The sequence below is a fragment of the Pseudomonas sp. LS1212 genome, assembly GCF_024741815.1.
Taxonomy (GTDB): Bacteria; Pseudomonadota; Gammaproteobacteria; order Pseudomonadales; family Pseudomonadaceae; genus Aquipseudomonas.
The window spans coordinates 2826083-2849266 of record NZ_CP102951.1; the positions used below are offsets into that span (position 1 = coordinate 2826083).

At 57.9% G+C, this 23184-nt stretch carries 19 protein-coding genes and 3 pseudogenes; 10 read left to right on the top strand and 12 right to left on the bottom strand.

Annotated elements, in window-relative coordinates:
- The first annotated feature begins 96 nt into the window (after window positions 1-96).
- From NVV94_RS13355 to NVV94_RS13365, 3 genes and pseudogenes are all read left to right on the top strand, one after another.
- Window positions 97-537 (top strand): carboxymuconolactone decarboxylase family protein, encoded by a 441-nt coding sequence (locus tag NVV94_RS13355; protein WP_258447573.1) that lies wholly within the window; start codon window positions 97-99, stop codon window positions 535-537.
- A 122-nt stretch (window positions 538-659) separates the two neighbouring features.
- On the top strand, window positions 660-962 hold the full coding sequence (locus NVV94_RS13360; protein ID WP_258447698.1) for a cupin domain-containing protein: 303 nt from the start codon (window positions 660-662) through the stop codon (window positions 960-962).
- Window positions 963-971: 9 nt separating this feature from the next.
- Window positions 972-1235 (top strand): annotated as a pseudogene (locus NVV94_RS13365) (DUF417 family protein); the annotation flags it as partial.
- A 682-nt stretch (window positions 1236-1917) separates the two neighbouring features.
- On the opposite strand, the gene ptrR reads toward NVV94_RS13365, so the two are convergent.
- Window positions 1918-2793, bottom strand: a complete 876-nt coding sequence (ptrR, locus tag NVV94_RS13370) for a putrescine utilization regulator PtrR (protein WP_258447574.1) — start codon at window positions 2791-2793, stop codon at window positions 1918-1920.
- A 102-nt stretch (window positions 2794-2895) separates the two neighbouring features.
- On the opposite strand from ptrR, the gene NVV94_RS13375 reads away from it, so the two are divergent.
- The gene (locus NVV94_RS13375) at window positions 2896-4287 is read left to right on the top strand and encodes an aldehyde dehydrogenase family protein (RefSeq protein WP_258447575.1); all 1392 of its coding nucleotides are present in this window, start codon (window positions 2896-2898) and stop codon (window positions 4285-4287) included.
- A 48-nt stretch (window positions 4288-4335) separates the two neighbouring features.
- Window positions 4336-4557, top strand: coding sequence for a hypothetical protein (locus NVV94_RS13380; RefSeq protein ID WP_258447853.1), 222 nt, complete (start codon window positions 4336-4338; stop codon window positions 4555-4557).
- 2 nt (window positions 4558-4559) lie between these two features.
- Here the strand turns inward: NVV94_RS13380 and NVV94_RS13385 are convergent.
- From NVV94_RS13385 to NVV94_RS13395, 3 genes and pseudogenes are all read right to left on the bottom strand, one after another.
- Window positions 4560-4951: pseudogene (locus NVV94_RS13385) on the bottom strand (IS5 family transposase); the annotation flags it as partial.
- A 192-nt stretch (window positions 4952-5143) separates the two neighbouring features.
- Window positions 5144-5620: a RidA family protein gene (locus NVV94_RS13390; RefSeq protein ID WP_258447576.1), complete on the bottom strand. Its 477-nt coding sequence runs from the start codon at window positions 5618-5620 to the stop codon at window positions 5144-5146.
- Between the two features lie 26 nt (window positions 5621-5646).
- Complete coding sequence (locus NVV94_RS13395) at window positions 5647-6681, bottom strand: zinc-binding dehydrogenase (protein WP_258447577.1); 1035 nt, start codon at window positions 6679-6681, stop codon at window positions 5647-5649.
- A 159-nt stretch (window positions 6682-6840) separates the two neighbouring features.
- Between NVV94_RS13395 and NVV94_RS13400 the strand changes: the two genes are divergently transcribed.
- The 4 genes from NVV94_RS13400 to NVV94_RS13415 all read left to right on the top strand — a co-directional run bounded on the left by NVV94_RS13400 (window position 6841) and on the right by NVV94_RS13415 (window position 11256).
- Entirely contained in the window at window positions 6841-7215 is a 375-nt protein-coding gene (locus NVV94_RS13400) for a helix-turn-helix domain-containing protein (RefSeq protein WP_258447578.1), read from the top strand.
- A 216-nt stretch (window positions 7216-7431) separates the two neighbouring features.
- Window positions 7432-7974 carry a recombinase family protein gene (locus tag NVV94_RS13405; RefSeq protein ID WP_408733505.1) on the top strand — a complete coding sequence of 181 codons (543 nt, stop codon included), beginning with the start codon at window positions 7432-7434 and terminating at the stop codon, window positions 7972-7974.
- A gap of 694 nt (window positions 7975-8668) precedes the next feature.
- A complete protein-coding gene (locus tag NVV94_RS13410) occupies window positions 8669-8974 on the top strand; it encodes a hypothetical protein (RefSeq protein ID WP_258447579.1) in 306 nt (101 codons plus the stop codon).
- Between the two features lie 50 nt (window positions 8975-9024).
- On the top strand, window positions 9025-11256 hold the full coding sequence (locus NVV94_RS13415; protein ID WP_258447580.1) for a hypothetical protein: 2232 nt from the start codon (window positions 9025-9027) through the stop codon (window positions 11254-11256).
- A 189-nt stretch (window positions 11257-11445) separates the two neighbouring features.
- Here NVV94_RS13415 and NVV94_RS13420 read toward each other — a convergent pair.
- The 4 genes and pseudogenes from NVV94_RS13420 to NVV94_RS13435 all read right to left on the bottom strand — a co-directional run bounded on the left by NVV94_RS13420 (window position 11446) and on the right by NVV94_RS13435 (window position 16145).
- A pseudogene (locus tag NVV94_RS13420) lies at window positions 11446-14030 on the bottom strand (Tn3 family transposase).
- 3 nt (window positions 14031-14033) lie between these two features.
- Window positions 14034-14594, bottom strand: coding sequence for a recombinase family protein (locus tag NVV94_RS13425; RefSeq protein ID WP_258447581.1), 561 nt, complete (start codon window positions 14592-14594; stop codon window positions 14034-14036).
- Window positions 14595-14754: 160 nt separating this feature from the next.
- Entirely contained in the window at window positions 14755-14994 is a 240-nt protein-coding gene (locus tag NVV94_RS13430) for a pyocin S6 family toxin immunity protein (protein ID WP_258447582.1), read from the bottom strand.
- A gap of 8 nt (window positions 14995-15002) precedes the next feature.
- Window positions 15003-16145: a colicin E3/pyocin S6 family cytotoxin gene (locus tag NVV94_RS13435; protein WP_258447583.1), complete on the bottom strand. Its 1143-nt coding sequence runs from the start codon at window positions 16143-16145 to the stop codon at window positions 15003-15005.
- Window positions 16146-16663: 518 nt separating this feature from the next.
- Here NVV94_RS13435 and NVV94_RS13440 point away from each other — a divergent pair.
- A complete protein-coding gene (locus NVV94_RS13440; RefSeq protein WP_258447584.1) occupies window positions 16664-17539 on the top strand; it encodes an alpha/beta fold hydrolase in 876 nt (291 codons plus the stop codon).
- Here the strand turns inward: NVV94_RS13440 and NVV94_RS13445 are convergent.
- From NVV94_RS13445 to algG, 4 genes are all read right to left on the bottom strand, one after another.
- The gene (locus NVV94_RS13445; protein WP_258447585.1) at window positions 17529-18950 is read right to left on the bottom strand and encodes a mannose-1-phosphate guanylyltransferase/mannose-6-phosphate isomerase; all 1422 of its coding nucleotides are present in this window, start codon (window positions 18948-18950) and stop codon (window positions 17529-17531) included. The genes NVV94_RS13440 and NVV94_RS13445 overlap by 11 nt on opposite strands.
- Before the next feature lie 137 nt (window positions 18951-19087).
- The gene (locus NVV94_RS13450) at window positions 19088-20179 is read right to left on the bottom strand and encodes a mannuronate-specific alginate lyase (protein ID WP_258442877.1); all 1092 of its coding nucleotides are present in this window, start codon (window positions 20177-20179) and stop codon (window positions 19088-19090) included.
- On the bottom strand, window positions 20179-21576 hold the full coding sequence (locus NVV94_RS13455; protein ID WP_258442879.1) for an alginate O-acetyltransferase AlgX-related protein: 1398 nt from the start codon (window positions 21574-21576) through the stop codon (window positions 20179-20181). Before NVV94_RS13455 ends, NVV94_RS13450 begins: the two co-directional genes overlap by 1 nt.
- An 11-nt stretch (window positions 21577-21587) precedes the next feature.
- Window positions 21588-23105 carry a mannuronan 5-epimerase AlgG gene (algG, locus tag NVV94_RS13460; protein ID WP_258442880.1) on the bottom strand — a complete coding sequence of 506 codons (1518 nt, stop codon included), beginning with the start codon at window positions 23103-23105 and terminating at the stop codon, window positions 21588-21590.
- Between the last annotated feature and the right edge of the window lie 79 nt (window positions 23106-23184).

The window sequence follows — 23184 nt, forward strand, 5'->3', positions numbered from 1 at the left end:
CGCACAATGAAAACGGCAATCACCAGTTTATCCGCGAATAAAGACTTAATAAAGTTGCTCCAAGGCCGTGCACCGCGGCCACATGGAGAACGAATCATGAGTTCAAAACGCCTCAATTACTACCAGGCCGCCCCGCAAGCCATGAAGGCAATGTTTGGCCTCGAGAAAGCAGTATCTGAATCGGTACTTCCCGGTTCGCTGCGAGAACTGGTGCGTATCCGGGCTTCGCAGATCAACGGCTGCGCGTACTGCATCGACATGCACACCACTGACGCCGTAAAGGCGGGCGAGAGCCTTCGTCGTTTGATGGCCGTGAGTGCATGGAAAGAAACACCTTTCTTCAGCGAGCGGGAACGTGCCGCTCTGTTGTGGACCGAGACGCTGACGTTGGTCGCAGCCAACCACGCGCCGGATGAAATCTACGAAGAAGTGGCCACCCTTTTCACTGATCAAGAGTTGGCTGAACTGACGTTCGTCATCGCCGCAATCAACGCCTGGAACCGTTTTGGGGTTGGTTTTGGAATGCAGCCAGAGTGAGCACTATGAACCTGTACGCTAAAGCATTCTGTTTCACGATCGCAGGGCTGGTTAGTTCTGTCGTCATGGCCCACGGGAGCGGTTCCGGAGAAGAAACCGTCACAACAGTCGCGCAAGCCGTTATGCCTCCCCAGGCTTTTGAACAAGCAACGGCAGTTCGAGTCGACTTCGCCCCTGGGGCTTCTTCGACGACTCATCAGCATCCGGGACACGTATTTGTCGTAGTACTTAGCGGAGAGGTTGAATCAGCACTTGACGGCCAACCTGCGCAGCGCTTCAGGGCCGGCCAAGCCTGGTATGAAAGCCCCGGGCAACTGCATCGTGTGGCGCGCAATGCAAGCAGCTCCGAGCCTGCTTCGTTAGTGGCCTGGTTACTGTCCGATGGGAAACAGCAGCTGGTTCAACCAGTCCATCTAAAAAAGTAAGCGCGATTCGGCGTCCTGAAAGTTTCGATCGGCCTTCTTATTGCGGGTCGCCTGCTATCACCCAAGCTGTCATTGATTGGTGGAGCCTTGTCTGCAGGATTATTTTTCACCACGCTGAGCTTTATGTTCTCAACACCAGGAGTGGTTGAACATGGCCTCGGGTTTCCAGCTATCACTGTTGCTCCGGGGCAATTTCTCCTTAAAGACATAGGATTGCTTGCCGCTTCTATATTCGTAGCGGGCCATTCTCTAACTAAAATGGAAGCCCGTTAAACTGATAGTTCTCCTCCTGGGATGGCCTGAAGTATTTCCATGCTTTCAGGCCATTTTCCCGTTATCGACATAAAAGCTGTAGCAAAATTTAAACAACCTGTGAAAAATTGACTATACTCATAAACGGCCCAAAGCGATAACTGGGAGCACCATTATGAAAAGCACACTAATTGGTAAGTTCTCAAGATCAGTCAGCAGCAGTAAAGTTTCGTTTCTTTCCATCCTGCTACTGACTACTGCTTGCGCACATAACCCCGACATAAGGCTCGGGCACGACAGTGTTTCTGGCATAACTGCCAAGGGAAACACGGACTATATAGCCTGCATAAGGAATGAGGTTCAGGGGGGTACGGAGACTTTTACCCAGGATGAAAATGGTAAAACTCATCTTTTTATCGGAAGTGCTGACCCCAATAAAGCCTCAGGACTTGTTGAACTATCCAGCTCTAAAGGAGAGACCTACTATTCCGTCTACCAGAGAGATGCCTGGCATGACAAGGGCAGACTGATTAACACGGCTCTCGTGTGTTCCAGAGTCTGAAGCACTCCACTTGAGTTACTGATAGTTACTTATGCCGGCACTGATAGTGCCAGAGTTGCTTGAAGCCAGGGCGACGTACCAGGGCCACTACGTCGCCTCGGTTTACTGGCACGCCACTGCGTGAGAGCGGCCAGAAATCCATCATCGCATCTGAGGACCGCCCCGCTCCTCCAGCAACTGCACGAACTTCGCCAGGCTCTGGGAAACGGTCCCGCGGCGCCAGACCAGCCAGGTATTGAGAAAGCGAAATGCCTCGGACAGCGGCCATACGCTCACCGTGCTGCCACCCGGCATGCTTTCGAGCATGCTGCGGGGCATCAGCGCCAGGCCGGCACCTGCGCTGACGCAGGCCAGCATGCCGTGATAGGACTCCATTTCGTAGATTTTCCCGGGCACGGCCGCATCCTGGCTGAACCAGCGTTCGAAATGATGCCGATAGGAACAGTTGGCGCGGAATGCATAGATGCTTTCGCCGTTGACGTCCTGCGCGCGGCTGATGGGGGCATGGTTGAGCGGTGCGATGACGACCATCTCCTCCTCGAACACCGGCACGCCTTCGAGTGCTGGATGCAGCACCGGGCCATCGACGAAGGCCGCCGCCAACCGGCCGGACAACACGCCGTCGATCATGGTGCCGGATGGCCCGGTGGACAGGTCCAGCTCAACCTTGGCGTATTTCTGATTGTAGGCGGCCAACAATGCAGGGATACGCACGGCCGCCGTACTCTCCAGCGAGCCCAGGGCAAAAGGCCCTTGCGGCTCTTCACCGGCGACGGTCAAGCGGGCCTCCTCCACCAGGGCCAGGATCCGCCTGGCATAGTCCAGGAAATTCCAGCCGGCCGGAGAAAGGCGTAAACGGTGCTTCTCTCGAATGAACAATTCCACACCCAGGTCTTCTTCCAATTGCTTGATCCGCGTGGTCAGGTTCGAAGGCACCCGATGGATATGCTGCGCTGCCGCGCTGATACTGCCCTGCTCGGCGACGGCTTTGAAAATCTCAAGCTGGACCAGATCCAATTCATTCTCCAATCGTGAACGATATGCTCATTATTATTCAGTTTCTAGAAGCGTAGCACGACGCTACTCTGGACGTGTTTCCCACCCCTTCAGGATGGCATCATGACCGTTGTTTCCAGCCACACCCATGCCGTATCGATCAACCCAGCCACGGGCGAGCAGATCGGCCACTATCCGTTCGAATCCGACCTGGCGCTGGATGCCGCGCTTTCCCGGGCTGCTGTCGGTTTCGCTGTCTGGAGGCGCACAAGCGTCGAAGAACGTTCCCGCCTGCTGATTGCCCTGGGCAAGGCGCTGCGCGAGAACATCGAGCAGATGGCCAGGATGATCACCCTGGAAATGGGTAAGCCGGTGACGCAAGCACGTGCCGAAATCGAAAAATGTGCGCAGCTGTGCCAATGGTACGCCAGCAACGGCCCGGCCATGCTCGCGCCCGAGCCCACGTCGGTGGAGAACAACAAGGCGCGGATCGAATATCGCCCACTCGGTCCGATCCTCGCCGTCATGCCCTGGAACTTTCCCATCTGGCAGGTCCTGCGTGGCGCCGTTCCGGCATTGATAGCGGGCAACACCTATGTGCTCAAGCATGCACCGAACGTCATGGGTAGCGCCTATCTGCTGGTGGATGCATTCAAGCGCGCCGGCTTTGCCGACGGTGTACTGGAAGTCATCAACGTGACCCCGGACGGTGTATCCAAAGCGATCGCCGACTCGCGCATTGCGGCAGTTACCCTGACGGGCAGTGTACGTGCCGGCACAGCGATCGGCGCACAAGCCGGTGCTGCGTTGAAGAAATGCGTACTGGAACTGGGCGGTTCCGATCCCTTCATCGTGCTCAACGACGCTGACCTGGACGAGGCCGTAAAGGCAGCCGTCATCGGCCGTTATCAGAACACCGGCCAGGTCTGTGCGGCAGCCAAGCGCCTGATCGTCGAGCAAGGCGTGGCCGAGGAGTTCACCCGTAAATTCGTCGAAGCTACCCGCGAGCTGGTTGTCGGCGACCCGTTGTCAGCGCAAACCTACATCGGCCCCATGGCGCGGTTCGACCTGCGTGACGAGCTGGACAGTCAGGTCCAGGACACGCTGAGCGAGGGTGCGACCTTGTTGCTCGGCGGCAAGAAAGCCCCAGGGCCTGGCAACTTCTATGAGCCGACAGTGTTAGGCCACGTCACCGACCAGATGACCTCGTTCAAACAGGAACTGTTCGGCCCAGTGGCTTCGATCATCACGGCGCGAGATGCCCGGCACGCACTGGAACTGGCCAACGATAGCGAATTCGGCCTCGCCTCCACCATCTACACGCGCAACGTCGAGCTTGCCCAGCAGCTTGCCGACGAGCTCGAGACAGGCGGTGTGTTCATCAATGGCTATTGTGCGTCGGACCCACGCGTCACTTTCGGTGGTGTGAAGAAGAGTGGCTTTGGTCGGGAGTTGTCCCACTTCGGTGTGCGCGAATTCTGCAATGCCCAGACGGTCTGGCTGGATCGCCACTGATCTGACGCGACCCAAGGGAGCCTTTCGGCTCCCGCCCGCTCGACATCGATGAATAGTCGCACCCGGATCGCCTTCCTGCCGAGCGTGCACTGCCTGCAGGCGGCGCAGGCGCACCAGGCAGAAACCGCGGCACTGCAGGAGCAGTTGCAGCAGGCAGTCGCTGAGCAGGCCGCTCTACTCGACGCTCAGGCGCAGCAAGCGCAGGCACTCGAACATGCGCTCGATGATGTTTCGCTGTCGGTAGTTGGGGCGATCAAACAGTCTCGGTAAGCCCGGCTGCGTCCGAGCGCGTGGTCTTGCGGTTCTTCAGGCCCCCTTTTTTCCCAGCACCAGAAGAGGCCCGGGGTGCACGTACCGCTTTGGAGTCAATCATCCAGGTATTCAGATCGATTAACCCTTGCTCGTTCAATCTGATGTGAAGTCGCTTGAGCATCTGGTCGAACATGCCGCGATTACGCCAATCACGAAAGCGTTGATACACCGTTGACCAGGGCCCGAAGCGCTCCGGCATATCTCGGCAGGCAGCGCCTGAGCAGAGCACCCAAAGCACGCCGTTGAGCATCAAGCGATCATCAGCTCGTGGCCGTCCGCCACGTCGGGTTTCACTGAAGGTATCCGCAACCAAATCCCAGGCTGCGTCGGGAAGTTCATACCGTTTTGCCATCGTGGCCTCCTGGCTCTGATGGCGGAGGATTTTACAGACATTGGGGTTTCAAGGGATTTCGTACAGAGCCTAGCCAACAAAATGGCAAGAATCGTCTGGGCTGTATTAGGGGCCGTCACAGAATTCGGAAAAAATCGTACGCTAAGCCTTTCCGTTGCAGAGGGGCGGCCTTGAAACACTTCCCCATAGCACTCAGGCGGGCTGTCGCTGCAGCTTCAGGACCAGAGCCAGGCCGACCGGGAGGTTGCCCGGCAGGTTACGCACCCCGCAGACCGTACGCACATGTCCGGCCCGCTCGGCAAAGACCTGGACGAGAAGCTCCGAAGCGCTGTCAATCACCTGCGGGTGGTTAATAAACGATTCTTCGCAGGCCACATAGGCATCCAGGCGCACCACCTGCCTGATGTGATCGAGGCTGCCAAGGTGACGAAAGGCCTGTGCCAGCGTATTGAGCAGGCTGAGCCGGGCGGCTTCGCGTCCGGCCTCGATGGAAACCTCCCGGCCGAGCAGGCCGGTCAAGGCGGGCTTGCCCGCGCTGACCGGACCCTGCATGGAGATATGCAGCATCGAGCCCGCTTCCACCACCGCCCGGTAGGCCCCCAGGGGGGCGGGTGGCGTGGGCAGTTGCCAGCCAAGCTGGTGCAGGCGTTCCAGAGTTTTATCGCGCATGACGGCCTCCATCTTTCCGCTTGCCTTCACTCGGCCCATGGCAGTAGGACGATGCTGCCTCGAGCCAGGTTGCCGGCAATTCGCTCATGCGCCTGGGCCGCCTTGGAAAGTGGCAGCACGCTGTCGATGACCGGCTTGATCTTTCCTTCGCGGATGGGATCCAGCCAAGCCGCGAAGTCTTCGATATCGCCGACCAGGGTCCCGCGCAGCTGCTTCTGTGTGAAGAAGAAGTTGCGGACATCGAAGGTCACCTCAGGGCCGGCCATGAAGCCCATGGTCACGATGATGCCTTGGGGTTTCACCGCATCGATGGTGCGTGCCAGGACGTCACCGCCCAGGTTGTCGATGGCCACATCGACGCCCCGGCCATCCGTCCATGCAGTCAGGGCCTGGACGAAATCCTCCTTGCCGGAGTTGATCACGAGTTCGGCGCCAAGGCTCTTGGCCAGTTCCGCGGAGGCTTCGCTCTGCACGGTCACGGCGACGCGGGCCCCGAGCGCCCGGGCGACCTGAATGCTCATGATACCGGTGCTTGATGCTCCGGCATGGATGAGCACGCGATCGCCTGCCTTGACCTCGCCGACGATCTGCACCGAACGGATGGCGATGAGCAGGGCCACCGGCATGGCGGCGATCTGCTCCACCGGCAGACCTGAGGTGTCACGCAGCAGCCAGGCTTCGGGAACCACCACGTACTGGGCATAGGTACCCTGGATATGAGCGCCGGGAATCGCGTAGCTCACAGCCGCTGTGACCGGTCGGATATGTGCCTCGGCGGGATCGGTCGGGTAGCCCGGCATGGCGATCACCCGGTCGCCGACCGCGAAGCGGCTCACCTCGGTACCGAGTTCGGCGACTTCACCTACCGCGTCTGAGCCCAGGATATGGGGGAAGAGCAGGTGGGGGTTTATCTGTCCCAGACGGACATAGTGGTCGAGACGGTTGATGCCTGCGGCGAGTACCTTGACCAGTACCTGGCCGGGGCCGGGAGTCGGGGTGGGGATGTCTTCGATGCGGATCTGCTCGGGTCCGCCAAAGGCATGAATGACTGCAGCTTTCATGATGAATCCTCGAATCGTTGTCTGGGATGTAGAAGTGCTCTGCGCCCCACGGACGCCTAAATTTGTGGCGACCCCAATGGTATTGTTATCGTATTAGCTGTAGGGATTCTTTGTACAGTAGGCACCTTTTTGTTATATAGACACATTTTGGTTACCAATATGATGAATAAAGCCTCTGAGACCTTCGTGCTGAGAGAGAACTGCCCGCAGCGACGTATTCATTACGTGCTGAATGGCAAGTGGACGTCGATGGTGCTTTATGCCCTGAGCCATGGGGCCATGCGCACGGGGCAACTGGAGCGGACGCTGCCGGGTATCTCCAAGAAAATGCTGACCCAGACACTCAGGGAGGTGGAAAGCGCCGGTCTGGTTAAACGCGAGGTGTTCAACGTGGTACCGCCGAAGGTGGAATATTCCCTGACCCCCCTGGGCGAAACCTTCGTCGAACCACTGCAGGCGCTGTATAACTGGGCTGCGAGGAATTCGGCGGCCCTGGATGAGCTGGAGCGGAATATCCAAGCAGTGAAGACCTGACGGTGACTGGGAACAGTCGCTAACGGTCACAGTACGATCACGATAGATCCGCAGCGCTGAAAATGGTGTGTATTGACGCACTAATCCTAAGTTATGCGACAGGTGGCTGATCGCCGATATTGTTGCTTTGGACTTGTCGCGTAAGTCTGTCGCGGGTAGTAAATTACTGGCGACTACTTATGCGACAGGTGCGGTATGCAAAACGAAGGGTAGCGGATTGGATACGCTCGGGTATCTACTCAGGGGCAGGATCTGGAGCAACAGCGGATTGCCCTAGGGCAATACGGTTGTCAGCGGATTTTCGAAGAGAAGGCCAGTGGGGCCAAGCGAGACCGTCCAGAACTGAGTCGGCTGCTCGATCATTTGCGACCAGGTGATGTGCTGACCGTGACGCGGTTGGATCGCTTGGCCAGGTCTACGACCGACTTGCTTCACATTGCGGAGCGGCTCAAAGACATAGGGGCAGGTCTGCAGTCATTGGCTGAGCCATGGGCCGACACCACTTCACCCGCTGGACGTATGGTTCTAACGATCTTCGCCGGGATCGCTGACTTTGAGCGGTCTCTTATTGGTGAACGCACCAGTGCTGGCCGAGCTGCTGCGAAAGCCAAAGGCGTTCGATTTGGGCCAAAGCCTGTTCTGAGTCCTGAGCAGGTAGCTCATGCGCGACGGTTGATCGATGAGGGCCAGTCAGTGGCCGAGGTTGCACGTCTTTTGGGGGTTCATCGGGCAACGCTATATCGCGCCTTACCTCAATAGGTAGAACGGGACATTCGTTAAATGCTCCCTTACACAAGAGCCCGCTTCCGCGGGCTCTTTGTCCGTTGGCTACCGCCGCTAGGCACTGCGTTTAAAACCAGACACCGGCCACATCCTTTGGCTTAGCGTACAAAAATTTCCGTTTTCTGCGACTCCCCCTATTAGCCCGAGGCGGTATCTACAATGTGCAACAAATGGTTTGACCTAATCGAGTGACTACCGGCTTTTGCGATGACAGTGATGATGACGATAAACGGCAGACATCCCGACTGAAAACCTGAAGACCAAGACAGTCTTTTTAACGGCTGATCCCTTTATCAAGGACAGTTGGGAGCGACTTCTCATCAGGGGCCGAGCGCTAACAACCGTGCTCACCATGAGGAGCCCGAATACATTAGCGCAAGCATGCTGTACCGTTCATCACGCTGGGTTGCAGGAGGCGGGCTGACCATAAGGCCACGCTGTAGAGTCCATAATTCCTGTGCCGCGGAAACTATGACTTTTCAGAATTTCCCTAATCGCAAAACGCACTAAAGAAAAGTTTGCAGGGGGTTTACGTCTTGCCTATTCTTATTGCGCACTGTTTCAATGGTTCTAAGGCCGCATCTGTCGTGTGATTCGACGACGCTTTTCAGGTAGTAGTTGACAAGCTGTTCGATTACTCCGCAGCTTGCATTCAAGCGGGAAACTATTGATGGCCAAATTAACGATCGATCTGCAGGATGGCTTTTCGAAAGAGAAGATCGTTGTGAGCATTGCTGGACGTTTGATTTTTCAGCAAGAGAATCTTTCCACTCGTACTCAGATCGGGCTCGCCGCATCATTTTCCACAACGGTGGCCGGAGGATTGGTTATCCTGAGTTTTCTATTTCCTGATCGCAGTGACAAGCCCCAAACGCTGTCTCTGACTATTCACGACGATACGTATCTTGGCGTTTCATTGGATGCTGAAGGCTTGATTGTTTCGAAGTCGTCAAATGCTCCCTTCATGTATGCGTGATATTACCATTCAGGCTGTGCATTCCTTAACCTTGCAAAGGAGATATCAACATGCAAAAGTCAACTCCGCACGAGGGCAGTCAAGAAGGGATCTACGCCAGCGGATCCGAAGCCATGATGCCAGGTGCCATACCCTGGCCGGTATCCGCTATTTCGGTCAGCGGCCTTTACAAACTGAGCACTGACCGCAAATTAACTTTTGTGCCGCACCTCGAGCAAAGTGTTCAAAGTGCTTATCAGAGTCAGGAACTTGAACAGGAATACCCAGAGCCAGACCTCTATGATGGCGGTACCGAGGCCATGTTAGCGGGCATCAAGACACAGGAGGAGTTAAGGCTTGACGTAGATGGCCCTTACCCACAAATGACGGCCAGTGGCACCATCACGCGCTCCTTTTTTGGCCGCACCCATTGGATCGCAAAATTAAAGCGTAGTGGCCGTTTTAGTTGGAGTGGTCATATTTGGTTCAAGGAGGGACACCTTGCGTTCTTACCCCAGACCAATATAGAAGTCACCGTATCAAACAGCCTGCATAACCATCAGCGCCGTATCACAGCCAGGTTTAGCGGCGGTGGCGCGCCAGTCCGTATCCGCGCGTTTCGCTTTCACTCGGCCTATTACCACGATGTCGAGTTTGAGTTCGACCGCACGCAGGGCATTACGGCAGTCACTTCGATCGACACGGATGCACACCCGAACAGGCCGGCCTCCATTCCGACCGAAAGTCTCTCGATTGACACGGTGTTTCGTCGGGTCGGGTTTAAGACCACCCGCTTGCCGGGCAATGACATTCCACTGGCCAGCGCGGGCGGTAACGCCACCTGGAGCGACATGGAAATGCACAATGCCATGCAAACCTATTGGTCAAAATTCGCCGACAAACCGCAATGGAGCCTGTGGACGTTTTTTGCCAATCGCCACGATATGGGGCCCAGCCTGGGCGGCATAATGTTTGACGACATTGGCCCCAATCACCGCCAGGGTACGGCCTTGTTTTACGACTCCTTCATCTCGCAAGCGCCGGCCGGGGATGCGGCTCCGGGCGCCTGGGTTAACCGCATGCGTTTCTGGACGGCCGTGCATGAAATGGGGCATGCGTTCAACCTGGCGCATTCCTGGCAAAAATCCCTGGTGGTTGGCGGTAAAGGCCCCTGGATTCCGCTGGCCAATGAACCCGATGCGCGCAGTTTCATGAACTACCCCTACAATGTGGCCGGTGGACAAACGGCGTTCTTCTCCGATTTTGAATACCGTTTCAGCGACAGCGAGTTACTGTTCCTGCGCCACGCGCCCAAGCAGTATGTGCAAATGGGCAATGCGGACTGGTTTGACGATCACGGCTTCGAGCAAGCGGAAATATCGGCCGAACCCTCGTTGCGCCTGGAGATCAGGGTCAACAAAGAGCAGGCCCGCTTTGAGTTCCTTGAACCGGTTATGCTTGAGTTGAAGTTGACCAATGTTTCCGATCAACCGAAGTTGCTGCCTGACGATTTGCTCACCAATAGCGAGGCCATGACCGTCATCATCAAGCGCGCTGGTCAAACCGCCAAGGCACGCTTGTCCTACGCTCACTATCTGCGCAAGCCGGGGCAGATAGTGTTAAAGAGTCGAGAGTCCATCTACGAGTCACTGTTCGTGGCTGCCGGTCGTGGAGGCTGGCAAATCGCCGAACCTGGAAACTATCTGGTACAAATTTGTCTGCACAGGGGCGACGAGGACATAGTCTCGAATCCATTGAAAGTTCGGGTGCAGCCGCCGCTACAGAAGCAAGAGGAATTGTTGGCGCAGGATTTTTTTGAGGACGATGTGGGCCGCGTGCTCACCTTCGATGGTGGTAACTACAGCCGCCTTGCCAATGATACCTTGCAGGAAGTTGTCGCCAAACTGCCCGACCGGCTGGTGACTGCTCACGCGAAAGTTGCGCTGTTCATGGCGAATATGGCTGACGTCAAGTGCCTGGATGTCAGTAAGGATGCACCGCGTATTATTGTGCAGAAAGCCAAGTACGACGAAGCCAGGCGGGAGCTGGAGAAACTCTTCTCCAAACAAGCCGATGCCGTCGCCGAGACCTTGGGGCATATTGATTACAATAATTATGTCAATAAGTTCTGCGATGCAGTCGGCGTTGATACCGGCAAGGAAGCGCTGACGAGCATCACCAATACGCTAAAAGCCGCAGCGCAGGCATTGACCGCATGCAGCGTTAAAAAAGAAGTTGTACAAAAACTCGAAGAGCGGATGAAGCTGGCGAGCAAGGAAGTCAAGGAAGTCAAGGCCTCTTAATCTATCTTTTTTGTGTTACGCCGGAGCCCTTGGGCTCCGGCTGGTTTGACCATTGAGCGACACTGGAAGGCGCTCGTCAGAATAGGCGTGGTTCGCCCCTTGGCACCCTGCCTCATCACCCTTCCGAGAAACCGAGAACCGTGTCGCGACACCTAAGGGGAGCCTACAGAATTCGGAAAAAATCGTACGCTAAGGTTTTCCGACTTGTCGTAGCGGCCTGAATTTCCCGTCTTCCAGCTTGCGACTCTGCCGCCAGACATAGTCGCCAGTCAGGTTGATGTGCTCCCAGCCCAACGGCGACAGGTATTGAAACAGGTCGGTGTTCACCGGCTTTCCGGCGTCAGTCAGCCCCTGGGTGGCGCGCTCCAGGTAGACCGTGTTCCACAGCACAATAGCGGCAGTCACCAGGTTGAGGCCGCTGGCACGGTAGCGCTGCTGTTCGAAGCTCCGATCCCTGATTTCACCGAGACGGTTGAAGAATACCGCCCTGGCCAGGGCATTGCGTGCCTCGCCCTTGTTCAACCCGGCATGCACACGACGGCGTAGCTCAACACTTTGCAGCCAGTCCAGGATAAACAGCGTGCGCTCGATCCGGCCCAACTCCCGCAGGGCCACGGCCAAGCCATTCTGGCGTGGTGTGCGTATAGAACAGCCGCCCCGGTTCGTTACCGTACTTCGGGTTGACGTGCCCAGTGCTTTCGCCTCGACCGCCTGCGCGGAATCGCTGGCCATCGGAGGATGAGGTGGTGCCGCCTCCCCAGTTGGCAGCAAAGGAGTGATGGAACTGGCTGTTGACCAGCTCGGCGAGTGCCGCCGAGTAGGTTTCGTCGCGGATGTGCCAGGCTTGCAGCCAAGACAGCTTGGCGTAGGTCATGCCCGGACTCGACTCGGCCATTTTGGTCAACCCGATGTTGATGGCATCGCCGAGGATCGCCGACAGTAACAGCGTTCGATCCTCGGCCTGGGCACCATCCTTCAGGTGGGTAAAGTGACGGGTGAACCCTGTCCACTCATCCACGTCCATCAGCAACTCGGTGATCTTGATGCGCGGCAGTAGCTGACTGGTTTTGTCGATCAGCGCCTGGGCGGTGTCCGGAACTGCCGCATCCAGTGGCGTGATCTTCAATCCGGATTCGGTGAGGATGGCGTCGGGGAGCTCGTTGTCCTTGGCCAGCTTGGCGACGGTAGCCAGTTGCTCATTCAGCAACTGCAAGCGCTCCTCTAGGAACTGGTCGCGGTTGGGATTGATCGCCAATGGCAACGCCTGTTCCTGCTTGAGCGCGGCAAACTTCGCAGGCGGCAGTAGGTAATCTTCAAAGTCACGGAACTGTCGTGAGCCCTTCACCCAAATGTCGCCGGAGCGCAGCGCGTTTTTCAGTTCGGACAAGGCGCATATCTCGTAAAAGCGCCGGTCAATTCCTTCCGGCGTGATCACCAACGGTTTCCAGCGCGGTTTGATGAAGGTGGTCGGCGCGTCCGACGGCACCTTGCGCAGGTTGTCTGCGTTCATCTCGCGCAGCTGCTGGATGGCATCCAGCACACGCTGTGCTGCCGGCGCGGCCCGCAGCTGAAGCACCTCTAAAAAGGCCGGGGTGTAGCGGCGCAGCGTGTTGAAGTTCTCGCTGACCAGGTGCAGATGATCGAAGGCCTCGGGGCGGGCCAGCAGCTCGGCATCGGTGACGCTCTGGGCGAATTCGTCCCAAGGGATGACGGCCTCAATGGCGGCGAAGGGATCGTCACCGGACGCTTTGGCATCCAGCAAGGCTTGGCCTATCTTCGAGTACAGGCGCACCTTGTCGTTGATCGCCTTGCCCTGTTTCTGGAACTGCTGCTGATGCTTGTTCTTGACACTGCTGAACAGCTTGATCAGGATGCGGTCGTGCAGATCCACCAGCTCATCGGTCACCGTCGCGGTGCTTTCCAGCACGACGGCCACTAGGGTGGCGTAGTGCCGTTCGTTCTCGAACTTGCCTAGATCCTGAGGCGTCATTTGCCCACCCTCGCGGGCCAGCTTCAGCAGGCGGTTCTGGTGGATGTGCCGGTCGAGCCCTTCCGGCAAGGCCACCAGCTGGAAGATTTTCAGCCGCTCGATGTGCTCCATCATGTGCCGCGAATTCGTTTTCAGCGGTGACTGTCTCAACCAGGTCAACCAAGTGCTATTGCTGCCTGCTTTAACGGTCAGCAGTTCGTCGAGCTTGTTCCGGTGCTGTTGGTTCAGCGGCTCGATCAAGGCGCGGTAGACCCTCCGGTTGGCTCGTGCCACTGCTTCGGAGCAGGCCCGATCAATCACCGTCAGCGTGGGTAAGATCCGCCGTTGCTGACGCAGACTCTCCAGAGCCTGTCCGGCTAGTAACAGGCCTTTGTCGGTTTGCTGGGCCAGTTCGGTCAGCTCGCGTACCAGGGCGCGAAAGTCCGACAGCCCGAACGGCAGCAAGCCGAGGTAGGTACGCAATTCCTGGGCATGCTCACGGCGGGTGACATCGCGCTCACTCACCATATTTCGTCCAACTTTCGGGCGCCGCCTGAACCTGTCGGACCACCCGCTCAATTACCGGGTCGGGCAGCACGCTGTCGCTGGCCAGCGCGTAACCGGGGTAGCGCAGCAGGCAGAGCTGTACGGCAAAGCCGAGGCGATTGGCGTCACCCCGGCGCTGAGGGATCAGCGACAGGTCGGACTCATTGAAGCTGTAGTAGCGGATCAGGTCGTCCTGGCTTTCCGGCAGCGCAAGCATAGTGTCGCGCTCAGAGGCCGAGAGTATCGAGCGACGGGGCATGTATCAGTCATCCGTGCGTAGGTACTGGTAGAGGGTTTCCCTACTTATACCGAACTCACGGGTCAACTGGGCTTTCTTCTCGCCGGCAGTGGCACGCTGTCGTACTGCGACGGTCTGCTCATCAGACAGGGCTTTCTTGCGGCCCCGGTAAGCACCACGTTGCTTGGCTAGAGCAATCCCCTCGCGCTGTCGCTCGCGGATGAGGGCACGCTCGAACTCGGCAAAGGCCCCCATGACCGATAGCATCAGGTTGGCCATTGGCGAGTCCTCGCCGGTGAACACCAAGCCTTCCTTCAGGAACTCGATACGCACGCCGCGCTTGGTCAGCTTTTGTACCAGGCGCCGCAGGTCATCCAGGTTGCGCGCCAGGCGATCCATGCTATGTACCACAACGGTGTCACCCTCGCGGACGAAGCCGAGCAGGGCCTCCAGTTGCGGACGCTGGGTATCCTTGCCAAAGGCCTTGTCAGTGAACAGTTTGTTCACTTCGGTCCGTTCCAGTTGTCGTTCCGGGTTCTGGTCGTAGCTGCTGACCCGGACGTAACCGATGTGCTGTCCTTGCAAGTTGACTCCAAGGGTAGATTTGTCAGGTTGAAATCTATGACCTTGGTAAGTACGTGTCAAGAATATCAAAATATGACTCTATTCTGACGCATAAGCATAATTCAACCTGACATCAGGTTAGGGTATACCTCAATCTGACGCGGATCATATCAGTTGCTGATTAGGCTTCAACTCCAATCAATATCTCTAAGTCAGTTGGAATCGTTTGCCCAATGAGTTCGGATATTTGCGCTACTTGCTCGCTGGTCAGAGGCCATAGCCCCTCCGCCATAGCATTGAGGCTTCTATGTCCGAGAAGCTGCACGATTTGATCATTAAACGAAATATCCACATCAAGCTCATATTTAAGTGAGTCATCTTCGGCATTGTCAGGCAGGAATCCAGTGATGCACAGGTACATAAAAGCTCCTATTTCTCTACGTTTCGGCCAGGTTTGGCTGGCTTGGTCTGTTCACCGGTAACGGCGTCAAATTCACCTAAATGCTTGCCCTGTTTGTCGTACATCTCAACCGCTCCGTGCTGGCTGTCCCATTCATAAATACGGCCTTTATTATCTTTCCAGCGGTTACGCTTATTACCACCACCTTGAACCCTAGTTTTCGAGTTGACTTTGACCGCATAGGGAAAGGCCGTCAGCCCTTTAGGCGCGGGGTGATAGCTATGGTCACCCATCACGCTCAGCGAGATATAAATCGGCTGAATACCGGTGCTGGGGAACCAGATAATCGCGTCCTGGTAGTCCGGTGGATACGCCGGGTTGATCAGGATCTTATCGGCCTGTGCGGTCGGTGGGTACACCCATGCCCCCGGCTTCAACGAGGCGCCCTCAAGCGCCGGAATCCCCAACACCGCGTTGGGATCGGCAGCCGGGGTCCAAATGACCTCGATGCCGCTACCTAGGACCGCCACCAGTTGCTCACCACGCGCCTGTGCCTCGATCACCGGCACGTTCTGCCAATCCGCTTTGCTCCCGGTATAAAACCCGTACAGGTTCACAGAGCCGTCTGGCAGGTGTTTGACGTTCACCCGTGCCCGCGTGTTGCCCTTGGTCAACTCGGCGTATTGCTCGGACGAATAAAACGCACTGTCGGGAGAGGTGGTATTGGGCATCAGCAAGGCGGCGATAATCTTTAACTGCATCGGCGCCGCAACCGCCAAGCTGCCACCCAACCGGCTGGCCAGCGCCGTGGCGCTGCCAGAACCGCCGATCCATTGCAGCGCAGTGCCTGCGGCGGATACTGCGCTACCCGTACCCAGCACCGCATAAGCGCCGTACTGCTTGAGCGACTCGACTGGGATGAAACCACCGTTGCTGTGGTTAATCACTCCATCGGGCGACGAGCACGACTTGGCAAAGACATAACCGACTTGCGTGCCTTGCTCTCTTTTTTGAATCGCCTCCCATCTGGCATCGGCCTCTCGGTCATTCTTTTCGTTGGCCGCCTCTGCTCTGGTGTAAGCCTCCTGTGCGGCTTTGGTTCTTTCTTTGCCGTCGCCAAATCCTGAGAAGGGAATTGAGTCTGGGGTTTCCGGAAAGCCGAGTTTTTTCATGAGCACTCCTTGTACGTCCGCGGGACTGTACCGGGAGGGATTAGCTAAGGTCTGTCAGACGTTTCTGGTTTATGGCTCACAAGCTAGAAAACGGGAAGTTCAAGTCACCACGACAGGACGGAAAACCTTAGCGTACGATTTTTTCCGAATTCTATAGGCTCCCCCCTAACCACTTGAATCACCGAGCCAGGCTTTGGCAGTTCAGGTAGGTCGTCTGCATTCTTGCATTCCGGAGAATCCCTGCTTAACTCTGAGCCTCGGGTCAATCAGTGACCAATTGGTCACGGCGACCATCCAGGCAGCCCTTGCGCTGCTGTTGCTGGGTTAACCGAGGGAATTCCAGGTTTTGGCATACGAAAATCATCTGATCACTGCCTATAACATATTGAAAAACAACAAGTTATACATTTGCTTGGCACTCGACTGTCAGGTCCAGGTGTTCTGCTTTCTGCGATATAACCCTGCGGACAGCCACTCCAGCTGCCCCACACCTGAATATATGCAAGGAAGATAATGACATGAAGCCAAAAATCGCCATCGTCGAGATTAACTGCCAGTACAAGGTCTATACCGAGCACTATCTCAATGCCAGCGCGGACAAGACCATCATTCTGGTCAATGGCTCGCTGGCAACCACCGCATCCTTCGCCCAGACGGTGCGTTATTTGCGGCCGCGCTTCAATGTGGTTCTCTACGACCAACCCTACGCCGGCCAATCAAAACGGCACAATCGCCACGGCCAGCCAATCCGCAAGGAGGATGAGGCTGAGATACTGCTGGAGTTGATCGAACACTTCTCTGTCGACCATGTGCTGTCTTTTTCCTGGGGCGGCGCAGCGACCTTGCTGGCACTGGCCCAGCGGCCGCGAAGAATCGAGAAGGCCGTGATCTCTTCATTCTCGGCGCGGATCAATACGCCAATGCGCGATTACCTGGAAAGCGGCCTGAACTTCCTTCACGCCTGCGATCGTTACAATGTCGGTTGCTGGATCAATAGCACCATTGGCAAGCACCTGCCGTCGCTGTTCAAGCGCTTTAACCACCGCCATGTCAGTAGTCTGGCCGAGCACGAATACAGGCAGATGCATTTCCACGTTAATGAGGTGCTGGCCCGGGACACCGCGTGCTATCTCGCCTGCGCCAACGCCATCGAGGTACCGGTGTTGTTCGTCAATGGCGAATGGGATGAATATACCTCGGCGCAAGACGCCCGCCTTTTTGCCGAGCATGCCCGCCAGTCTGAGTTCCACACCGTCAAGAAGGCCGGGCACTTCCTCGATATGGAGCACCAGGCCGCCTGGCACGACACTCAGCAAGCCTTGCTCGGCTTCCTGCAGCCGGCGCATCATTTGACAAGCGAATCAACGCCTCTGGTGCATGGGCTCAGCCCTTGACCTGTTCGTTCCTGCCGTAGACATCTTCCAGGCGCTCGATATCGTCCTCGCCCAGGTAACCGCCCGACTGCACCTCGATGATTTCCAGCGGGATCTTGCCGGGGTTGGCCAGGCGATGCACCGAAGCGATCGGGATGTAGGTGGACTGGTTTTCAGTGAGCAGGAAGACCTTTTCGTTGCACGTCACCTGGGCGGTGCCGGAGACCACGATCCAGTGTTCGGCACGGTGGTGATGCATCTGCAGGGAGAGCTGCGCGCCAGGTTTCACGGTGATGTGCTTGACCTGGTGGCGGGTGCCGTTGTCCACCGAATCGTAACTGCCCCAGGGGCGATACACCGCGCAATGGCTCCGGGTTTCCGAGCGGCCTTTGGCATCGAGCGCATTGACCAGTTTTTTCACGTCCTGCACGGCATCGCGGTGCGCGACCATCACCGCATCCTTGGTTTCTATCACGACCAAATCGTCCAGCCCCAGCAGGGTCACCAGCTTGCTACTGCCATGCACGAAGCAATTGCGGCTGTTGTGGCTGACGACATCGCCCTTGAGCACATTGCCTTCGGCATCCTTGTCATGCGCATCCCACAGCGACGACCAGCAACCGACATCGCTCCAGCCAGCGCTCAGCGGGACGACCCAGGCGCGGCTGGTGCGCTCCATCACCGCATAGTCGATGGAGTTGTCCGGACAGCACTCAAAGGTGACCCGATCGATACTGGTCACTCCCTCGCTGCTGCGGCTGCGCTCCAGGGCCAGCACGCAGGTGTCGTACATGTCCGGTTCGTGAGTGCGCAACTCTTCGAGATAGCGGCTGGCACGGAACAGGAACATGCCGCTGTTCCAGAAGTATTCGCCGGACCGGACAAACCCACTGGCGGTTTGTTGGTCGGGTTTCTCGATAAACTGCTCGACCTTGAAGGGGCCGGCGCCAGCATCGCCGCAGGCAGCCTTGATATAGCCAAAGCCGGTTTCCGGACGCGTCGCCGGAATGCCGAACAGCACCATATTGCCTTTGAGCGCCTCTTCCTGCGCTTGCGACAGCGAGGCGCGCAAGGCGGGCACGTCGCTGATCACATGGTCGGCCGGAAGCACCAGCAGCAGCTCATCGCGGCCTTCGGCGATCAGCTTGAGGGCCGCCAGCGCCACCGCCGGCGCGGTATTGCGGCCGAAGGGTTCGAGCAGCATTGCCTGCGGCGCACAGCCTATGGCGGCGAGTTGTTCGTTGACGATAAAGCGATGCTCCTGATTACAGACCACGATAGGCTTGCCGATACCATCGAACGCCAGGCGCTGCAGGGTCTGCTGAAACAGCGATCCCTCGCCAGCCAGATTCAGGAATTGTTTGGGATACAACTTGCGCGACAATGGCCACAACCGCGAACCACTGCCGCCGGACAGAATCACTGGAATCATTTCGCTTTCCTCCCACACCTTCATCACTCGATATGAAGGCTCTTCGAACAACGAAGGACTGCCCTTCCCCTTTACAACACATGCCCAATCACGAATGGCCCCGCGGTGTACCCGGTAACCCGTGTTGTCTGTTGCATCTACTCCTTCTGGCCAGCAAACAGCTGGGTGATGTCGCCGCCCAGGCGGTAGGTTTTCATCGGTTCGACCGATTCGCGCCAGCGGTTGGTTTGCACCGAGCAGTCGTACAGCGCGCAGTAAGGTTCCAGCCAGGCAAACTTCCCGTCCTCGTCGAGGTCCTCGAGTTCCTGCTTGTAGCCGGTCTTGCGTTCAAACGAGCTCGGGTCCCTGATCCCCTCCTCCACCCGCGCCGCCAGACGCCGCATGGCGCCGTGGTTTTCCTCGCGCAGGTCGACGTCATTGGCGCGGGCGAAGGCGGCGATCATCATCAGCGGGCCCATCGAGTAGTTGTGGTAAGCCAGTGCGCGGGTTTCGCGGCGCAGCTCGTTGGGCAGATAACCGTCCGCATTGACCTGAGAAGCGCCGATGCGGAACTGCGCCACCGACCAGTCGAACAGGTCGCGCCGGTCAACCACCACCGAGGCCGCCATGACTGCCCAGGCCGACCAATACTGGTGATTGTTCAGCCGGTCCAGCGGCTGGTCGCGCCAGTCTCGCACCACTTGATCGGCGACCTGGCCTATCCAGGCCTCGATCAGCCGGGTCTGCGCCTCGTGGCCCTGCAAAGGCTGCGAGCGCGAATACTTGAGCCGCAGATAGGCCGAAGAAATACTGCCCAGCGCCCATTTGCGCATCGACTTGCCGGTATGGGTGTAGGTGGTGCTCAGCAGCGCCTGCGCCTTGGCCCAATTGCCCAGCCAGGTCAGGGTGCAATCCACATAGCCTTCGCGGCCGAGCCGCAAATAGGCTGCCACTTGTTTGTTGACGCCCTTCTCCAGTTCGTTGATATCGGCTGACAATTGCTTGTAGCGCTTGTTGGATTCCGCGTTGAGCTGATCACGTGCCTTGCCCGAGCCCTCGTACTTGCTGGGGATCAACAGGTCACCGGTATAGGGTTTGGGCGCCGCCGGACAGCTCTGCGCGTCTCCCTTCTTGACCAAAGCCTTCGCGTAATAGCCCTCCGGGGGCCGGAGTTGAGCCGCGCCCGCCTGCACGGTCGGCCCCACCAGGATGAAGGCCACGCCAAAGGCGGCCCAGTGCACATGACGCATCAGTGACCCTCCGCCTGCGCAGTGCGCAGGGATGGTGCCTCAGCGATGACCGGCTTGGCACACAAGCGGGCCGAGAGTTCCATGGAGGTCGCCCCAAGCGGTGGCTGCACCTCCATGGAAAGAAAAGTGAGTTCGTCCCAGTCCGCATCGGCGCGCAACTCGAAGACGAAGCGGCCCCGGGTATTGACACTCGGCGGACGGCTCAAGTTGATGTTTTCCTGACGACCGTTCATGAAGGTCAGGGTCGCGCTCACCAGGTGTACGCTGGGATCGGCGAACTTCAGGTCGACCTGATAACGATTGCCCTTGATCGGATACACCGTGCCGCCACCGCCATTGAACAACACCTGATTGCGCCCGCTGTGCAGGGTCGAATGGCTTCTGAGCAGCGGTGCCTGGCTGTCGCAGCCATCGCTCAGCGCCGCCATCGCCTGCCGGTAGAAGCTGGATTTCTGCAGGCTGTCGAGGTTATCGGTTTCCCACACCAGCACCGCCGGCGGCCGCTTCTGAAAGTCGTCGCTGAGCAGGTAAGCGATCAACGAATCATCGTAGCCACCAGCCGGTACACTGAAGTTGCTGACCGGCGTCTGCAGATACTGTTCGAGGAAGCCGGCAAAGTTGAACGCCTCGCTGCTGGCGCTGGTACCGATCAATGCGACCTTGGCGGGGACCTTGGCGTCGCCCTGGGCCTGGGTCTGATAACGGGAGACAAACTGCGCCGCATAACCGTTGCCGCAGATCTGCGCGGCGGCTTTGTACAACGTGCCAGAGCGTCCCAGCAGGCCGGCCGGCTGGCTGGCGAAGACCTGATGCGGCAACTCCTTGAGCACATCGTTGCCCCTGAGCGTCTGGGCCACCAGCAGGGCGCTGCGTTCGGCGCCATAGGGCGTCCAGTTATGGTCGCCCTTGAAGTAGAAGGGCTGCCCGGCTGGCTGCGGCGCACCCAGCAGGCTGGTAAAGTCGGGGACAAGAATGCGCAAGTCGCGCACCCGGGCCAGCGTTTGCAAGTAGTTCTGCCGGGCCTTGGCCTGATCGAAGTTGGCAAGCGCAAGCGGCGTCAGGCGGTCGGCATGCAGCAGGCCGCGGCTGGGTGGCAAGACCAGCACCAGCTCGACCCCGCGCTGGGCCAGCCCGTCGCGCAGGCGCTTGAGGGCCTTGTAACCGCTCTCATCGAGGCCGAAGTCAGTGCGAAAATCGCTTTTGGTGCGGAACAGCCACTGGTCCTTGGCCTCCACCAGGGTCGCGTAGTTTTTCAGCGTCGGCTGCTCGTAAAGTGTTGCCTGCGCCGCTTGCGGGCACAGCTGACAGCAGGCCTCGGCCGTGTACTGCGGCGCCGCCTGTACCCACGCGGGCGCAGACAGCAGGCACAGAGCGGAAAATCCATGGATTGTGTTCATCGGCAGGCTCCTCAAAGTTTCTGCGGCAGAATCAGCGCGGCTTCATGGCGGTGCAGGAGAATGTCCATCAAGTCCCCCTGTACCTCCCCCAGTAAGCCGGTGAAGGAAAGGCCGTCCTGTTTCTGCGGCGCCAAAAAAGTCAAGTCATAGAGTTCCAGACGCGACGGTGAAAACACGGTGATGGGGCTGGAACCGTTGCCGATCAGCTTGCCGCCGACCACGGTGAGCGACAGCTTGGCTTCGAAGGGGTCTTCCTTGAGATCGCGGTCGGTGCCGCGCAAGTCCTTGATGTGGCCGTAGATACCGGTCAGGGTATTGGCCATCAGCTCGTTTTCATAAAGCCGCACACCGGTACTGTTACGCACCCGGATCCCGTGCCGGTCATTGTTGATTGCGCGGTTGCGCCAGATCAGGTTATTGCCGCTCTCATACAGGGTCATGCCGTCGGAGCGGTTTTTGTAGGTTTCGTTGTAGGCCACCAGGTTATTGACGCTGGAACGGTCCAGGACGATGCCCGACAGGTGATTGTCGTAGGCGCGGTTGTAGATGATCCAGCTATCGTTGACCTCGCGCGAGAGGATGATGCCGTGCTTCTTGCGGGTACCGAAGGCCTCGTTGTGGGCGATGATCAGCCGACGCGAACGGTCGTGCGGGTCGATGCCATAGACAATGTTGTCGCGATAGGAATTGCCGAGGATCACCACGTCGTCGGCCTCATAGCAATAGAAGCCGTACCAGTTGTCGACGAACTCCGAATTGAGCAGCCAGCCGGTCGGCCGCTTGCGCTTCATCTTCGGCGCCATGCTTGGGCTGTACTGGGAGATACTCACCCCATAACTCTTGCTCGCGGTGTAGCCGAAGCTGGTGATGGTGCTGTTGACGATGTAGGTCTCGGTGCCGCCCCAGGACACCAGGAAGGGCCGGAACTCCCCCTCTTTCTTGTACCAGGCCGGGCTGTTGTCCTTCTCGCGCCAGGCGCTGACCTTGGTGTCGGTGATAAACAGCTTGCCGTCATTGACCAGGAATGAACCGCCCTCCTGCGACAATCGCAACTCCTTGACCGACTTGTCGATATGCAGGGTCGCGCCGGGACGTATCACGATCGGCAAGCGCGCCAGAAACACCCCCGGCGCGGTTTCGCGCAAGGCCGTCGGCGGCAGGCTGCGTGCCAGTTGCGCCAGGTTCATGTAGCCACGGTCGATAAAGATCGCCACTGGCATTCGCTTCTGGCGCACCACCCATTCCTTGAGACGCTCCTTGCCGCCGATGAACTCGTCGAGCATGTTTTCCTTGAGCATCGGCTGGATCAAGGCACGGCCGGCGGGCTTGTACGAAATCTTCGCCATGGCTGCCTCGGCCGTGTAGCCGGACAGGTTTGGCATCTTCGGCTCTTTGATCAGCAACGGCTTTCCCGGGGTCTCGCTGATGGTATAGCGCGGCGGTACGACGACACCCGCAGCTTGGACACCTGCGGCCTGCACCAACAGCAGACCGGCGAGCAACAACCCTATCTTGACGACACTGTCCATAAGTCTCACTCATCAAAATAAACGCAACCTGTTGTTATCAAGGCGGTGTTGCCCGCGATGGCATCACTGCGGGCAACAA

What these genes read in the sequence shown, in the direction of transcription:
- NVV94_RS13355 (WP_258447573.1), top strand. Translation starts at nt 97, where the DNA reads ATGAGTTCAAAACGCCTCAATTACTACCAGGCCGCCCCGCAAGCCATG.
- NVV94_RS13360 (WP_258447698.1), top strand. Translation starts at nt 660, where the DNA reads ATGCCTCCCCAGGCTTTTGAACAAGCAACGGCAGTTCGAGTCGACTTC.
- NVV94_RS13375 (WP_258447575.1), top strand. Translation starts at nt 2,896, where the DNA reads ATGACCGTTGTTTCCAGCCACACCCATGCCGTATCGATCAACCCAGCC.
- NVV94_RS13380 (WP_258447853.1), top strand. Translation starts at nt 4,336, where the DNA reads ATGAATAGTCGCACCCGGATCGCCTTCCTGCCGAGCGTGCACTGCCTG.
- NVV94_RS13390 (WP_258447576.1), bottom strand. Translation starts at nt 5,620, where the DNA reads ATGCGCGATAAAACTCTGGAACGCCTGCACCAGCTTGGCTGGCAACTG.
- NVV94_RS13395 (WP_258447577.1), bottom strand. Translation starts at nt 6,681, where the DNA reads ATGAAAGCTGCAGTCATTCATGCCTTTGGCGGACCCGAGCAGATCCGC.
- NVV94_RS13400 (WP_258447578.1), top strand. Translation starts at nt 6,841, where the DNA reads ATGATGAATAAAGCCTCTGAGACCTTCGTGCTGAGAGAGAACTGCCCG.
- NVV94_RS13410 (WP_258447579.1), top strand. Translation starts at nt 8,669, where the DNA reads ATGGCCAAATTAACGATCGATCTGCAGGATGGCTTTTCGAAAGAGAAG.
- NVV94_RS13415 (WP_258447580.1), top strand. Translation starts at nt 9,025, where the DNA reads ATGCAAAAGTCAACTCCGCACGAGGGCAGTCAAGAAGGGATCTACGCC.
- NVV94_RS13430 (WP_258447582.1), bottom strand. Translation starts at nt 14,994, where the DNA reads ATGTACCTGTGCATCACTGGATTCCTGCCTGACAATGCCGAAGATGAC.
- NVV94_RS13435 (WP_258447583.1), bottom strand. Translation starts at nt 16,145, where the DNA reads ATGAAAAAACTCGGCTTTCCGGAAACCCCAGACTCAATTCCCTTCTCA.
- NVV94_RS13440 (WP_258447584.1), top strand. Translation starts at nt 16,664, where the DNA reads ATGAAGCCAAAAATCGCCATCGTCGAGATTAACTGCCAGTACAAGGTC.
- NVV94_RS13445 (WP_258447585.1), bottom strand. Translation starts at nt 18,950, where the DNA reads ATGATTCCAGTGATTCTGTCCGGCGGCAGTGGTTCGCGGTTGTGGCCA.
- NVV94_RS13450 (WP_258442877.1), bottom strand. Translation starts at nt 20,179, where the DNA reads ATGCGTCATGTGCACTGGGCCGCCTTTGGCGTGGCCTTCATCCTGGTG.
- NVV94_RS13455 (WP_258442879.1), bottom strand. Translation starts at nt 21,576, where the DNA reads ATGAACACAATCCATGGATTTTCCGCTCTGTGCCTGCTGTCTGCGCCC.
- algG (WP_258442880.1), bottom strand. Translation starts at nt 23,105, where the DNA reads ATGGACAGTGTCGTCAAGATAGGGTTGTTGCTCGCCGGTCTGCTGTTG.